This is a genomic window from Rhodococcus sp. NPDC055024 (assembly GCF_053608585.1).
On record NZ_JBSGVT010000018.1, the window covers coordinates 99,584 to 113,493 of the forward strand.

The following is a 13,910-nucleotide window of genomic DNA, read 5'->3' on the forward strand; positions in this document are numbered from 1 at the left end:
TTGCCGCATGGCACCAGAGAAGAATTCGGCTTCGAAGAAGCAGAGCTCGTCGATCAAGCACCGCGGGCCGGTTCAGCTTCGACGCAAGCGCAAGGACGAGAAGACCACGACGGATCAGCGCTTGCTCGACAAGCGCGGACCCACGGATTGGGTACACACCGATCCGTGGCGTGTGCTGCGCATCCAGAGCGAATTCATCGAAGGTTTCGGCGCGCTCGCCGAGGTCCCACGTGCGGTGACGGTGTTCGGTTCGGCCCGCACCACGGTCGATCATCCCGAGTACCAATCCGGCCGTGAACTGGGAACCGCTTTGGCCGAAGCCGGGTACGCCGTCATCACCGGTGGTGGGCCGGGAGTCATGGAAGCTGCCAACCGTGGTTGCAGCGAAGCAGGCGGATACTCGATCGGTCTCGGCATCGAGTTGCCGTTCGAGCAGGGACTCAACGAGTGGGTGGATCTCGGAATCAACTTCCGGTATTTCTTCGCACGCAAGACGATGTTCGTGAAGTACTCCCAGGCATTCATCTGCCTGCCCGGCGGCTTCGGAACACTCGACGAGCTGTTCGAAGCCCTCACCCTGGTGCAGACCCACAAAGTCACGCGCTTCCCGATCGTCCTGTTCGGCACCGAGTACTGGTCCGGACTCGTCGACTGGATTCGCGGGACCCTCGAGCGTGACGGCAAGATTTCCGAGGGTGACGTGAATCTGCTGCACGTCACCGACAGCGTCGAAGAAGCAGTACGAATCGTCCTCAACGCAGACAAGGGCGTCGACGAGGCCGCAGATCTGGGGAAAGAAGAAGAATGGTGACCGATTCCGACAAGAAGTACTCGATCTGCGTGTACTGCGCGTCGGGGCCGGTGGACGAGTCGTTCCTGGCGTTGGCGGCAGAGGTGGGAACCGCGATCGGTCGACGCGGATGGCAGTTGGTCTCGGGCGGTGGCAACGTCTCGATGATGGGCGCGGTCGCCGAGTCCGCTCGCGCGGCGGGCGCTTGGACCGTCGGCGTCATTCCGAAGGCCCTGGTGCACAAGGAAGTTGCCGACGTCGATGCCGACGAGCTGATCGTCACGGACACCATGCGCGAACGCAAGAAGCTGATGGAAGATCACGCCGACGCGTTCATCACGCTGCCGGGCGGAATCGGGACGCTGGAAGAGTTGTTCGAAACGTGGACCGCCGGCTACCTCGGAATGCACGAGAAACCAGTGGTGATGCTCGATCCGGTCGGGCACTTCACCGGCCTGCTCGAGTGGTTGAACAAGCTCGACGGGACCGGCTTCGTCGGGCGTCAGGCGCTTGACACCCTGCTGGTGAGGACGGACGTCGAGGCAGCACTCGACGCGTGCGTGAAACGCTGACCTGGGGCATGGCAGGCTTTATTACCGTGAAGTAAGGTGGCCGCAGACTGGGCGGCCGAATGGGCGCCGGATACGTGTTAGGGGAGCCATGAGTTCGGAAGCCCGTTCGACCGTCGGCCTGCTGGATCTGGCGGCGAAACTGCCGTCGATGATCACCGAGGTGCCGATCCTGGCGCGGGGGGCCGCCGGCCTCACCCGCAAGCCTTCGGCCAAGGAATCGATCGGGTTGATCTTCCAGAAGGCTGCGCACGCTCACCCGTCGCGCCCGTTCATCCGGTTCGAAGGCCACGCGACCAGTTATGCCGAGGCCAACGAACTGGTGAACCGCTACGCGGACGTTCTCCGCGGCCGAGGAGTCGACCGCGGAGACGTCGTCGGAGTGCTGGCAAAGAACACTCCCGAAGCCCTGTTGATCGCACTCGCTGCCGTCAAACTCGGTGCGGCAGCGGGCATGCTGAACTACAACCAGCGTGACGACGTTCTGGCACACAGCCTTAAGCTGCTCGACGCTCGCGTCCTGGTGGTCGCCGACGAGTGCGAAGAAGCCCTCGAATCGTTGCCTGCCGGATTTGCCGGGCCCGATCAACTTCTGGTCAGTGAACTTTCGGATCTGGCGAAGACGGCTGATCCGGCCAACCCAGCGGTCACCGCCGAGGTGCTGGCGAAGGAGAAAGCGTTCTACATCTTCACCTCGGGCACCACCGGAATGCCCAAGGCCAGCTTGATGACTCACTTCCGATGGTTGAAGTCGATGTCCGGGCTCGGGTTGATGGGCGTGCGCTTGCGCGGCTCGGACACTCTGTACTGCTGCCTGCCGCTCTATCACAACAACGCGTTGACGGTCTCGTTGTCCTCGGTGCTCGCATCCGGTGCGACCATCGCGATCGGACGTCAGTTCTCCGCCTCGCGGTTCTGGGAGGACATCGCAGTCAACAAAGCGACCGCCTTCACTTACATCGGTGAGCTGTGCCGCTATCTGCTCAACCAGCCGGCCAAGCCGACCGACAGTGACAACGCTGTTCGGCTCATGGTCGGCAACGGTCTGCGCCCGGAGATCTGGGCCGAATTCACACAGCGCTTCGGGATTCCCCGCGTCGCCGAGTTCTACGGTGCCAGTGAATGCAACATCGCGTTCGTCAACGCACTCAACGTCGACAAGACAGCAGGCATCTGCCCGCTGCCGCACGCCGTCGTGGAGTTCGACGAGGACACCGGAAAAGCGTTGCGTGGAGCCGACGGTCGACTCCGCAAGGTTTCCACGGGTCAGGTCGGGCTCCTGCTGTCCAAGGTCACGGATCGGGCGCCTTTCGACGGTTACACCGACGAAGCGGCGAGCAACAGCAAACTCGTACGGGGTGGATTCAAGGACGACGACACCTGGTTCGACACCGGAGACCTGGTGCGCAAGCAGGGATGGGGCCACGTCGCCTTCGTCGACCGCCTCGGTGACACCTTCCGTTGGAAGGGGGAGAACGTCGCCACCACGGAGGTCGAAGGCGCGCTGAGTTCGCACCCGGCCGTCGAGGAAGCGGTTGTCTACGGCGTCGAGATTCCTGGCACCGACGGGCGCGCGGGCATGGCGGCGGTCAAGCTGCGGGACGGTCAAAGCTTGGAGGGAAGTGAAGTCGCGGCTCACCTCTACGGCAAGCTCCCCAACTACGCGGTCCCGCTGTTCATCCGCATCGTCGACTCACTCGAACACACCAGCACTTTCAAGTCGCGCAAGGTGGAATTGCGTAATGAGGGCTACGACGTCGGCGCCGACACTCTGCACGTTCTCGAAGGCCGCCAGGGTGGTTACGTGGACTCGTACGACGAATACGTGGGAAAGGTCGCGGCAGGCTCGGTACCCAAGGGCTAGACCGAGTTCCGTCATGCCAGTATGAGTGGCATGTCTTCACTCTCCGGTTCTACCGCGCAGCCAGGTCCGGCGCCCACCCTGTGTGGGCGTCCGGTTGCGGTCGACCGTGCATTGGTGATGGCGATCGTCAATCGCACTCCCGATTCCTTCTACGATCGGGGCGCGACGTTCTCGGACTCGGCGGCGATGGCTGCCGTCGATCGTGCCGTCGACGAGGGCGCCGATCTGGTGGACATCGGGGGAGTGAAAGCCGGACCGGGTGACCTCGTCGACGCCGACGAGGAAGTCAGGCGGGTGGTCCCGTTCGTCGCCGCGATCAGGGCCAAGTACCCCGAGTTGATCATCAGCGTCGACACCTGGCGTAGTGGCGTCGCACGGCTGGCACGCGACGAAGGCGCCGACCTGATCAACGACACGTGGGCCGGTGCGGATCCCGAACTCGTTGTGGTCGCCGCCGAGACGGGCGCCGGCATCGTCTGCTCGCACACGGGCGGCGCGGTTCCGCGCACCCGCCCGCACCGTGTTCGCTACGACGACGTCGTCGCAGATGTGGTCTCCGAGGTGGTGTCGGCGGCAGCACGCGCCCTGGCTCTCGGTGTTCCGCGTGACGCGATTCTGATCGATCCCACCCACGACTTCGGCAAGAACACCTTCCACGGGCTCGAGTTGTTGCGAAAAGTGGACGTTCTTGTAAACACCGGGTGGCCAGTGCTGATGGCACTGAGCAATAAGGACTTCATCGGGGAGACTCTTGGTGTGGAGCTTTCCGAGAGGTTGGAGGGAACATTGGCAGCGACAGCAATGGCCGCGGCGGGCGGCGCCCGGGTGTTCCGTGTTCACGAGGTGGCGTCCACCCGTCGAGTAGTCGACATGGTGGCCGCGATCCAGGGACGCCGCGCCCCGGTACGTACGGTTCGAGGTCTGGCATGAGCATCACCGGTGCGGGCCCGACCCGCGTATGGGCAGAAGCCAACAGTTGGGACCATCCGAGTTGGACGGTGGCCGAACTCGAACGGGCAAAGGGTGGCCGAACCGTCTCGGTGGTGTTGCCCGCGCTCAACGAAGAAGACACCGTTGCTGCGGTGGTCGACACCATTCATCCGTTGCTCGGCGGCCTGGTCGACGAATTGATCGTTCTCGATTCGGGTTCGAGCGACCGTACCGCCGAGCGTGCTCGCGCGGCCGGAGCGACGGTGATCAGTCGTGAGAGCGCCGTCCCGTCCATCCCGCCGACCGCGGGCAAAGGTGAGGTGCTCTGGCGTTCGGTCGCCGCGACGACCGGCGATCTGATCGCATTCGTCGACTCCGACCTCATCAATCCCGATCCGGCGTTCGTGCCCAAATTGCTGGGGCCGCTACTCACCGTTGACGGCATCCATCTGGTGAAGGGTTACTACCGCCGTCCGCTGCGCGTGAGCGGCACGGAGGACGCCAACGGTGGCGGACGAGTCACTGAATTGGTGGCGCGGCCCATGTTGGCTGCGCTGCGGCCCGAACTCACATCGGTGCTGCAACCATTGGGTGGTGAATACGCGGGCACCCGAGAGTTGCTCTCCGCAGTCCCGTTTGCCCCGGGCTACGGTGTCGAGATCGGCTTGCTGCTCGATACGTACGACACGTTGGGACTGGCGGCGATCGGTCAGGTCAATCTGGGCGTGCGTAAGCATCGCAACCGGCCACTCGCCGACCTCGGCGTGATGAGTCGGCAGATCATCGGAACGATGCTCAGGCGGTGTGGGATCGAGGATTCGGGTGCCGGATTGACCCAATTCCTGGTCGACGGTGATTCTTTCGTGCCCGAGACCACGGAGGTATCTCTGGTCGATCGACCCCCGATGAATTCGATAGTGCGCACCGCGGGGGTCTGACCGCTTACCCACGGGTATGGGAGTATCGGTCCATGATGACGATCCTCCTGTACCTGATTGTCATGGCACTGGTCGGCGCGATGATCTTCCTCGCCGCCAGCGCTGTGTTCGGGCGCTCGGAAGAGCTGCCGCCGCTGCCTCCCGGCACGACGGCGACCGTGCTGCCGGCGGAGGACGTCACGGGGGCGGATGTCGACGCTCTGCGCTTTCAGCAGGTGCTGCGGGGCTACAAGGCGAGCGAAGTCGATTGGGCTCTGCATCGCCTCGGGTTGGAAATCGATTCTCTGCGTGCACAACTGGGCCGTGACGAGCGGTCTGAGGTCCTGGTGAAGGCGGATGCTCCCGCCGTGGCCGAAGCATCGCACGAGGACCCTGAGACCGCGTCCGAGTCCGAATCGAAGGATCCTCAGGGCTGATGGCAGACGGACTGGTTCGATGCGGCTGGGTGGTCGAGACGCCCGGCGACACGCTTTACCGCGACTATCACGACGAGGAGTGGGGGCGTCCACTGCACGGACGCGACGAATTGTTCGAGCGGCTCGCTCTCGAGGCATTCCAATCGGGGCTTTCGTGGATCACGATTTTGCGCAAACGCGAGTCCTTCCGCGAAGCCTTCGACGGGTTCGATCCGGACAAGGTCGCAGCGTACGGAGTTGCGGATGTCGATAGATTGCTCTCTGATGCCGCGATCGTCCGCAATCGCGCGAAGATCGAAGCGACGATTTCCAACGCCCGAGTGCTCGTGAATTCACCCGATCTGGACCTCGATTCGTTACTCTGGTCGTTCTCGCCGCCTCGACGCACCAGACGACTGACATCAATTGCAGAGGTTCCGGCGGTCACTCCCGAGTCGACTGCCATGGCTAAGGAACTCAAGCGACGTGGGTTCAAGTTTGTGGGTCCTACCACGGCTTATGCGCTCATGCAGGCCACCGGAATGGTCGATGATCACGTGGCTGATTGTTGGGTTCCGACGCAGGTGTGATGGTCGACTGAACACCCCTAAATGTGACTCAGATTCCCGGTTCCCGCATCCATAGGGAACAATGGAGGGTACGAGCCTCGCTGATTGTTGGCGGGGCGCACCGTTAGTCGAGGCGCAGAGCAATGCAGCGCAGATCTGGAGGGAGCAGAGGATGGCGGCCATGAAGCCCCGGACCGGGGACGGTCCCCTCGAAGCAACCAAAGAGGGACGAGGAATCGTCATGCGGGTTCCACTCGAGGGTGGCGGACGCCTCGTCGTCGAGCTGACCCCGGATGAAGCTGCAGCGCTCGGTGTGGAACTCACGAACGTCACCAGCTAGTCGGGTCCAGGTTGTAGCAGTACGAACAACAGCACGTGATTGCACGCAGGCTCCGTATCCGTTTCGGTACGGGGCCTGAAGTGTGTGTGCACCACAGGTAGCCGAAAGGACGGATCAATGCTTGCTGCCGTGATCGATCTTCTGTCCTGCCCGCAGTGCGCTGCCGAGTTGGAGTTGGTGGACGGCGCCGCCGAGTGCAACCGCGGACATCGATTCGACGTGGCTCGCCAGGGTTACGTGAGCCTGATCAGCGGCGGAGCCACGAAGTTCACCGGCGACAGTGCCGAGATGATCGCGGCGCGTGCACGACTGCTCGGCGCGGGCCATTTCGACCCACTGATGGATGCCGTCTCCCGGGCCTGTTCGACTACGGCCGGGTCGGATCCTGCGCGGATCGTCGAAATCGGTGCAGGCACAGGTCAATACCTCGCGCACGTGGTGGATTCTCTGCGTGATTCTCGCGCAATAGCCTTGGATGTGTCCAAGTTCGCGGCACGGCGAGCTGCGAAGGTCCACGAAAGAATCGGCTCGATCGTCGCAGACGTCTGGCAACCACTACCGATTCGCGACGGAGCGTTGTCTCACGTGCTCTGTGTGTTCGCTCCGCGCAACGGTCCGCAGTCCCATCGCGTTCTCGCAGATGACGGCGTTCTGGTGGTGCTCACGCCCACCGACAGGCATCTGCGCGAGCTGATCGACATCCTTGAGATGGTGCGGGTCGACGATCGCAAGGTGGAACGCCTCGAATCCTCGATGGCCGGCTACTTCGACCGCGTGAGCAGCGACGAGGTCGAGTTCACGATGCCGTTGTCGCACCAGGACATCCTCGACCTGGTGGGTATGGGACCGTCGGCGAGACACCTGACGCCCGCCGATCTTGCTGCCGCCGTGGCGAAGCTGCCGCAGCCGAGCACCGTGACCGCGTCGGCGACGATTTCGACCTACCGCAAAATCTGACCTGGATCAGCGTCTCGTGACGGCGTCGGCGTAGACCTCGAGCGTCTGCTTGGCGATTTCGGCCCAGGAGAACTCGTCGATCGCACGGATTCTGCCCGCCCGGCCCATCGCTTCGGCGCCCTCTCGGTCGGCGACAACGGCATTGACGGTGGCCGCGAGTGACTCCTCGAATGCGTTCGGCTCGTAGGCGTTGTAATGCACGAGTCGCCCGGTGATGCCGTCGGCGACCACCTCGGGGATGCCGCCGACATCGGAAGCGACCACGGCGGTCTCGCACGCCATGGCCTCGAGATTGACGATCCCGAGGGGCTCGTACACCGAGGGGCAGACGAATACCGTTGCTGCCGACAGTATTTCCCTGATCTGTTCGGTCGGGAGCATTTCGCGCACCCAGAAGACGTTGCCTCGATGCTTGGCGAGTTCGGCCACCGCCTTCTCCGTCTCGGCGGCGATCTCCGGTGTATCGGGAGCGCCGGCGCACAGCACGAGTTGAATCTCCGGGTCGAAGTGGTGTGCCGCCGCGACGAGGTGACCAACTCCCTTCTGCCTGGTGATGCGTCCGACAAAGGCCACGACGGGTTTGGCTGGATCGACACCGATCGACGCGAGCGCGGACGGCGCTCCCGGCGCAGATCCGCCGGGATGCCATACCGCGGTGTCGATTCCGTTGCGCACCACGTGCACGCGACTCGGATCGACGGCGGGATACGCGTCGAGGACGTCGAGTCGCATTCCGGAACTGACGGCGATGATCGCGTCTGCGTGCTCGACGGCGTTGCGTTCGGACCACGACGAGATCCGATAGCCACCACCTAGCTGCTCGGCCTTCCACGGGCGTCTGGGCTCGAGTGAGTGGGCAGTGAGGATGTGCGGTACGTCGTAGAGCGCCGAGGCGAGATGTCCGGCCAGTCCGGTGTACCAGGTGTGGGAGTGGACGATGTCGACGCCCGCCGCTGCGTCCGCCATCCGCAGTTCGGTCGAGAGCGTAGTCAAGGCGGGGTTGGATCCGGCGAGTGCGGGGTCGGGAGAGTGGACGATCGCGCCTTCGCGCGGGGCGCCCATGCAGTGCACGTCGACCTCGCACAACCGCTTCATCTGAGCGACAAGCTCGGTTACGTGTACTCCTGCGCCGCCGTAGATCTCCGGCGGGTATTCCTTGGTCATCATCGCGACTCGCACGCGCTAAACCTAACCGCCCGTGGTCGATCCGGCTACCGATCGCGCTTTCCCCGCCCGTTCGGAGAGGGACACGATCGGACCTCTCGGACTGCTTCGCTAGCGGGAGTTCACCAGTGCGGATAGGTTAGCGGTGTGAGAAGCCAGCCGCATGTGCTTGGAATCGTGCTCGCCGGGGGCGAGGGCAAACGCTTGTATCCGCTGACCGCGGACAGAGCGAAGCCCGCAGTGCCCTTCGGAGGTGCATATCGACTTATCGACTTCGTGTTGAGCAACCTTGTCAACGCGGGATATCTGCGTATTTGTGTGTTGACGCAATACAAGTCACATTCACTGGACCGCCACATTTCGCAGACGTGGCGGTTGTCCGGTTTCGCGGGTGAGTACATCACTCCGGTCCCGGCCCAGCAGCGGCTCGGGCCGCGCTGGTATACCGGCAGCGCCGACGCAATCCTGCAGTCGCTCAATCTCGTTTACGACGAGGACCCCGAGTACATCGTGGTTTTCGGTGCCGACCACGTGTACCGGATGGATCCGGAACAGATGGTGCAGCATCACATCGAATCCGGGGCAGGGGTGACCGTCGCGGGAATTCGTGTACCGCGAAGCGAGGCTTTTGCTTTCGGTTGCATTGACAGTGACGAGTCCGGACGCATCACCCAGTTCCTCGAGAAGCCCGCCCATCCTCCCGGGACACCGGACGACCCCAACTCGACGTTCGCGTCCATGGGTAACTATGTGTTCACCACCAAGGTGCTCGTGGACGCCATCCGCGCGGATTCGGAGAACTCCGACTCCGACCACGACATGGGCGGCGACATCATTCCCGCCTTGGTCGCCGCAGGTGAGGCGTCGGTCTACGACTTCAAGGACAACGTCGTTCCCGGCGCCACCGATCGAGACCGTGGCTACTGGCGCGACGTCGGTACCCTCGACGCCTTCTACGACGCTCACATGGACCTCGTGTCCGTGCATCCGATCTTCAATCTCTACAACCGTCGCTGGCCCATCCGCGGCGCCACCGAGAACCTCGCGCCCGCCAAGTTCGTGAAGGGCGGACTCGCCCAGGAATCGGTGGTCGGTGCGGGGTCGATCCTCTCTGCCGCGACCGTCCGCAATTCGGTACTCAGCTCCAACGTGATGATCGAGGACGGCGCAACCGTCGAGGGCAGCGTGCTGATGCCGGGTGTGCGCATCGGCAAGGGTGCCGTCGTACGGCGCGCGATCCTCGACAAGAACGTCGTGGTCGGTGACGGCGAAATCATCGGCGTCGACCTCGAACGTGACCGCGAACGGTTCGCCGTCAGTCAGGGTGGCGTCGTCGCCATCGGGAAAGGCGTCTGGATCTAGAGCTTGCTCGCGCAGAGGAGGCCGTCGCCGAGGGGGAGGAGCACTCGAATGAGTCGCTCGTCCTCGGTCACGGCCTTCGCTGCTTCTCGGACCGCAACAGTCGTCGCATCGCGAGCGGAGCTGTCGGCAACACGGCCGTCGGCGAGGGCGTTGTGCAGAACGATGACTCCGCCGGAGCGCAGCAGGCGGACACCTTCGCGGACGTAGTGCGGGTGGTCGATCGCGGCGCAGTCGACGAACACCAGGTCGTAGCCGCCGTCGGCGAGACGGGGAAGGACGTCGAGTGCGCGTCCGTTGATCAGGCGAGTGCGTGCCGGAGCGATTCCACTTTCGCGGAAGGTCAGTTTGGCCGCCCGCTGGTGTTCGGGTTCGCTGTCGATCGTGGTCAGGACGCCGTCGTCGCGCATGCCGTGCAGAAGCCACAGGCTGCTCACGCCGGCTCCGGTGCCCACCTCGACGGCTGTCTTCGCGTCGAGCATTCTCGCGAACATGGCGAGAGTCGCGCCGACGGCGGGCGTCACCGGATGGGCTCCGAGATCCAGCGCTCGATCTCGCGCCGCGGTCAAAATCTCGTCCTCGGAAACTACGTCCTCGACGTGGCGGAGTATCTGTTCGGCGTGGGTCACGCTCATGAGGTTATCGGGCGGTTCGGATTGTCGCTGCAAGGCGCGCAGTCACCAGGATTCTCAGGAATCCCTCAGGCTCCTCATATGGCGTGCACACCGCGATGAGAAAAGGTGTATACATCGCCGGATCGAAGATCGCACGGCGGTATCGATTTCTACCAAGTTGATCTTTCGCAGCTCGGTGATCGGGAACAAATCACAGCATCGGCTGGTTCTCCCGAATATCGCGCATCACGTGATTCGGACAACGCGGTGATCGAACTACGCGATCCCGAGCAGGAGGATCAACTTATTTACCAGGTCAACGACGAGCCTCGCCCTCGAGAGTCGGAAGTTTTGACGACGGAATCGGCTGTGGATTCCGAATTGATCGGCACAGCTGTGTTCGATGCAACTGGTGAGAAGTCCTCCATGCCGTCTTGGGACGAACTCGTGCGTCAGCACGGTGACCGGGTGTACCGCCTGGCCTACCGGTTGTCCGGCGATGCCCAGGACGCCGAGGACTTGACGCAGGACACCTTCATCCGGGTGTTCCGCTCGCTCTCCGATTATCAGCCCGGAACGTTCGAGGGCTGGTTGCACCGCATCACCACAAACCTGTTCCTCGACATGGTTCGCCGACGCAACCGCATTCGTATGGAAGCACTGCCCGAGGACTACGACCGCGTTCCCTCACCCGGTCCTGACCCCGAGCAGATCTACCATGACGCGCGCCTCGACGCAGGTCTGCAGGCCGCACTGGACTCGCTTGCACCCGAATTTCGTGCCGCTGTCGTGCTCTGTGACATCGAAGGTCTGTCGTACGAGGAAATCGGTGCCACACTGGGAGTGAAGCTCGGAACGGTTCGTAGCCGTATCCATCGTGGGCGACAGGCGATTCGTGATCATCTGGCAGCGCAGCGCGCAGCCGAATCCGAACTCGTCGGTTTCTGACGGTCGGGTTCGAGCTACAGAGCGGGACGTGGTCAATCACCTGGAGGGACGAATGACGGAGGCGCGGGCACATCGCCAGTTCGGTTCGACCGAACATCTGGCCAGCGAGGCAATCGCTGCCTACGTCGACGGAGAGCTCCGAATGCAGGCCTACCTGAGGGCCTCCCATCACATCTCGATCTGCGCCGAGTGCGCAGCAGCCGTCGATGCTCAGCAGCAGGCGCGTGGTGCGCTGCGTCGAAGCGGCGAGATGACGATGCCGTTGTCCCTGGTGGGACTTCTCAGCCAGATTCCCTCGTGCAACAGTCCGACTACCGGACCCAATTCGGAAAACGCCGACAGTTCCGTCGGTAATCAGCCCGCCGGCTTCTCCACCATCAGCAAGAGGTTGTCCCGTCGCTGGCGCAAATGACGCCGCGCGCCTGCTTCCCGGCGCGGATCAGTGATACTGGACGATGTGACTGACGGAAAAAGGGGGCACTCCGGAGTGAGTTCGGATTCTTCGGCAAACGGTTCGGTGGACAGACCGGCAGATGCGCCGGTTCTCGACCCCCGTCCGGTCTATCGACCCCAGATCGATCCGGCCTCGCGCCAGGTGTTCGGTCGGCCGAGTGGAGTGGAAGGCTCGTTCACTCCGGTGGCCGCGCGATCGACCCCGTCCTCCGACGTCGTGATCGGCGCTCCGGACCCGGTTCTGGCCGAGGCATTCGGACGACCAGCGGACGCCACCGAGTCGATCGGCCGCGATCCCGAGGCGTCGGCGAACAACGCGCCCGAAGAAGAGCCGCCGAGCGATCCGTGGCGTGATCCGGAATCCGCGGTCTCCCTGGGCAATCCCGCAGAGTCCGAGACGCCGGTGCAGTTGCAGCCCGCCCGGAAGCTCGATGTGCGTGAGGTGTTGTTCGGTCGCAAGGTCGCTCCCTCGGCGCTGGCCGCACTCGCCGGGATGGCGCTCGTCATCGCGCTCGTCGGCGGCTTACTCGCCACGGTCATCACCGCCGATCGCAGTTCACTCACCAGCTCACGCGTCACGCTCGTCCAATCCGGCGGTGGGGAACAACCGGAGTCGCAGGTGGCGAAGGTCGCCGACGCGGTGCTGCCTTCCGTGGTGTCGATTCAGGTTGCCGTCGGTGACCAGGGAAGTACGGGATCGGGTGTGGTCATCTCGGGCGAGGGATACATCGTCACCAACAACCACGTGATCTCCTCTGCCGTTCCGCCCGCTCAGGACGCGAAGATCCAGGTGATCTTTTCCGACGGAACCAAGACCGATGCCCAGATCGTCGGCCGTGACGTCAAGACAGACCTCGCGGTGCTCAAGGTGTCGGCCAACAATCTGACAGTGGCTCAGCTCGGAAAATCCGAAGATGTTCAGGTGGGCGACGACGTCGTCGCCGTCGGCTCACCGCTTGGATTGAGCAAGACCGTTACCCGCGGAATCGTCAGTGCGCTGAACCGGCCTCTGCGGTTGTCGGGTGAAGGCACCGACACCAACGCCGTCATCGACGCAGTCCAGACCGACGCTGCGATCAATCACGGCAACTCCGGTGGTGCGCTCGTCGACGACGAAGCCCGCGTCATCGGTATCAACACGGCAATGCTCAGTGAGTCCGGTGGTTCGGTCGGGCTCGGCTTCGCGATTCCGATCGACACGGTCACCGAGGTGGCGCAGACCATCATCCGCGACGGCAAGGTTCATCACCCCGACATCGGCGTGAATGCCCGCACCGCAGTCAACGATGCGACCAGCGGCGCTGCCGTGGCGAACGTCCGCGACGGCAGCCCCGCTCAACGTGCGGGGATCGTCGAGGGTGACGTCATCGTCAAGGTCGGTGACCGGCCGGTGACAAGCGCCGACGAATTGGTGGTTGCGGTCAACGCGACGACCGTCGATCAGCCTGTCAACGTTCAGTTGATCCGCGACGGACGGCAGGTCGACATTTCGGTCACGCCGGTGTCGGACTGATCGGACCCTGCGATCTTCCTGTGAGGTTGATCCGGACATGCGCGTACCGAGCGAGCACACAGTAGGCTGACCCTGTGTTTGGCAACATCGGTTGGGGCGAGTTCATGATCCTCCTCGTAGCGGCTCTGGTCATCTTGGGACCTGAGCGGCTTCCTGGTGCGGTCTCCTGGGTCACGAAATCCCTGAGGCAGGTGCGCGAATATGCCTCGGGCGCTTCCAATCAGCTCAAGGAAGAACTGGGAACCGACTTCGAGGATCTGCGTAAACCACTCGCAGATCTGAACAAGCTGCGCGGAATGACGCCGCGCGCTGTGATCACCCAGCACCTCCTCGACGGTGACGACTCCATCTTCACGGGCAACTTCGACAAGAAGCCGCAGAGCGGAGTGCAGGAGCCGAAGACGCTGTCGAAGGACAAGCCACTCACTGCCGGCGAACGTCCTCCCGTGGACTTCGACGCAACCTAGATTCGACATACGAAAGGGCGCCTGTCACCGATCGGTGACC

Annotated in this window: 16 protein-coding genes; 14 read left to right on the plus strand and 2 right to left on the minus strand. The window is 63.4% G+C overall.

Annotated elements, in window-relative coordinates:
* Positions 1 to 7 precede the first annotated feature (7 nt).
* From ACWF6P_RS28140 to ACWF6P_RS28180, 9 genes are all read left to right on the plus strand, one after another.
* Positions 8 to 811, plus strand: a complete 804-nt coding sequence (locus ACWF6P_RS28140; RefSeq protein WP_003945176.1) for an LOG family protein — start codon at positions 8 to 10, stop codon at positions 809 to 811.
* Entirely contained in the window at positions 805 to 1,362 is a 558-nt protein-coding gene (locus ACWF6P_RS28145) for an LOG family protein (protein WP_452623238.1), read from the plus strand. Before ACWF6P_RS28140 ends, ACWF6P_RS28145 begins: the two co-directional genes overlap by 7 nt.
* An 88-nt stretch (positions 1,363 to 1,450) precedes the next feature.
* Entirely contained in the window at positions 1,451 to 3,223 is a 1,773-nt protein-coding gene (locus ACWF6P_RS28150; RefSeq protein ID WP_452623239.1) for a long-chain-acyl-CoA synthetase, read from the plus strand.
* Positions 3,224 to 3,253: 30 nt separating this feature from the next.
* Positions 3,254 to 4,153: a dihydropteroate synthase gene (gene folP / locus ACWF6P_RS28155; RefSeq protein WP_452623240.1), complete on the plus strand. Its 900-nt coding sequence runs from the start codon at positions 3,254 to 3,256 to the stop codon at positions 4,151 to 4,153.
* A complete protein-coding gene (locus ACWF6P_RS28160; protein ID WP_283301488.1) occupies positions 4,150 to 5,091 on the plus strand; it encodes a glucosyl-3-phosphoglycerate synthase in 942 nt (313 codons plus the stop codon). The genes folP and ACWF6P_RS28160 overlap by 4 nt, the downstream gene beginning before the upstream one ends.
* A 32-nt stretch (positions 5,092 to 5,123) precedes the next feature.
* A complete protein-coding gene (locus tag ACWF6P_RS28165) occupies positions 5,124 to 5,507 on the plus strand; it encodes a DivIVA domain-containing protein (RefSeq protein ID WP_452623241.1) in 384 nt (127 codons plus the stop codon).
* A complete protein-coding gene (locus tag ACWF6P_RS28170) occupies positions 5,507 to 6,076 on the plus strand; it encodes a DNA-3-methyladenine glycosylase I (protein WP_452623242.1) in 570 nt (189 codons plus the stop codon). Before ACWF6P_RS28165 ends, ACWF6P_RS28170 begins: the two co-directional genes overlap by 1 nt.
* A gap of 151 nt (positions 6,077 to 6,227) precedes the next feature.
* Positions 6,228 to 6,395 (plus strand): DUF3117 domain-containing protein, encoded by a 168-nt coding sequence (locus ACWF6P_RS28175; RefSeq protein ID WP_003945169.1) that lies wholly within the window; start codon positions 6,228 to 6,230, stop codon positions 6,393 to 6,395.
* Positions 6,396 to 6,512: 117 nt separating this feature from the next.
* Entirely contained in the window at positions 6,513 to 7,352 is an 840-nt protein-coding gene (locus tag ACWF6P_RS28180; RefSeq protein ID WP_452623243.1) for a putative RNA methyltransferase, read from the plus strand.
* Positions 7,353 to 7,358: 6 nt separating this feature from the next.
* Here ACWF6P_RS28180 and glgA read toward each other — a convergent pair whose 3' ends face one another.
* Entirely contained in the window at positions 7,359 to 8,531 is a 1,173-nt protein-coding gene (gene glgA, locus ACWF6P_RS28185) for a glycogen synthase (RefSeq protein ID WP_452623244.1), read from the minus strand.
* A gap of 132 nt (positions 8,532 to 8,663) precedes the next feature.
* Between glgA and glgC the strand changes: the two genes are divergently transcribed.
* Positions 8,664 to 9,878: a glucose-1-phosphate adenylyltransferase gene (gene glgC / locus ACWF6P_RS28190; RefSeq protein ID WP_003945185.1), complete on the plus strand. Its 1,215-nt coding sequence runs from the start codon at positions 8,664 to 8,666 to the stop codon at positions 9,876 to 9,878.
* Here glgC and ACWF6P_RS28195 read toward each other — a convergent pair.
* Positions 9,875 to 10,510, minus strand: a complete 636-nt coding sequence (locus ACWF6P_RS28195) for an O-methyltransferase (protein ID WP_007736091.1) — start codon at positions 10,508 to 10,510, stop codon at positions 9,875 to 9,877. The genes glgC and ACWF6P_RS28195 overlap by 4 nt on opposite strands.
* A gap of 330 nt (positions 10,511 to 10,840) precedes the next feature.
* Here ACWF6P_RS28195 and sigE point away from each other — a divergent pair, with 330 nt between their 5' ends.
* From sigE to tatB, 4 genes are all read left to right on the plus strand, one after another.
* The gene (gene sigE / locus ACWF6P_RS28200; RefSeq protein WP_029255812.1) at positions 10,841 to 11,437 is read left to right on the plus strand and encodes an RNA polymerase sigma factor SigE; all 597 of its coding nucleotides are present in this window, start codon (positions 10,841 to 10,843) and stop codon (positions 11,435 to 11,437) included.
* Positions 11,438 to 11,489: 52 nt separating this feature from the next.
* Positions 11,490 to 11,849, plus strand: a complete 360-nt coding sequence (locus tag ACWF6P_RS28205) for a hypothetical protein (protein WP_003945180.1) — start codon at positions 11,490 to 11,492, stop codon at positions 11,847 to 11,849.
* 75 nt (positions 11,850 to 11,924) lie between these two features.
* On the plus strand, positions 11,925 to 13,403 hold the full coding sequence (locus ACWF6P_RS28210; protein WP_452623245.1) for a S1C family serine protease: 1,479 nt from the start codon (positions 11,925 to 11,927) through the stop codon (positions 13,401 to 13,403).
* A gap of 74 nt (positions 13,404 to 13,477) precedes the next feature.
* Entirely contained in the window at positions 13,478 to 13,870 is a 393-nt protein-coding gene (gene tatB / locus ACWF6P_RS28215) for a Sec-independent protein translocase protein TatB (protein ID WP_003945177.1), read from the plus strand.
* The last annotated feature ends 40 nt before the right edge of the window (positions 13,871 to 13,910 follow it).

Coding starts and splice junctions, on each gene's coding strand:
- ACWF6P_RS28165 (WP_452623241.1), top strand. CDS start 5,124: ATGATGACGATCCTCCTGTACCTGATTGTCATGGCACTGGTCGGCGCG.
- ACWF6P_RS28170 (WP_452623242.1), top strand. CDS start 5,507: ATGGCAGACGGACTGGTTCGATGCGGCTGGGTGGTCGAGACGCCCGGC.
- ACWF6P_RS28205 (WP_003945180.1), top strand. CDS start 11,490: ATGACGGAGGCGCGGGCACATCGCCAGTTCGGTTCGACCGAACATCTG.
- ACWF6P_RS28180 (WP_452623243.1), top strand. CDS start 6,513: ATGCTTGCTGCCGTGATCGATCTTCTGTCCTGCCCGCAGTGCGCTGCC.
- ACWF6P_RS28150 (WP_452623239.1), top strand. CDS start 1,451: ATGAGTTCGGAAGCCCGTTCGACCGTCGGCCTGCTGGATCTGGCGGCG.
- ACWF6P_RS28145 (WP_452623238.1), top strand. CDS start 805: ATGGTGACCGATTCCGACAAGAAGTACTCGATCTGCGTGTACTGCGCG.
- ACWF6P_RS28195 (WP_007736091.1), bottom strand. CDS start 10,510: ATGAGCGTGACCCACGCCGAACAGATACTCCGCCACGTCGAGGACGTA.
- ACWF6P_RS28160 (WP_283301488.1), top strand. CDS start 4,150: ATGAGCATCACCGGTGCGGGCCCGACCCGCGTATGGGCAGAAGCCAAC.
- folP (WP_452623240.1), top strand. CDS start 3,254: ATGTCTTCACTCTCCGGTTCTACCGCGCAGCCAGGTCCGGCGCCCACC.
- ACWF6P_RS28175 (WP_003945169.1), top strand. CDS start 6,228: ATGGCGGCCATGAAGCCCCGGACCGGGGACGGTCCCCTCGAAGCAACC.
- ACWF6P_RS28140 (WP_003945176.1), top strand. CDS start 8: ATGGCACCAGAGAAGAATTCGGCTTCGAAGAAGCAGAGCTCGTCGATC.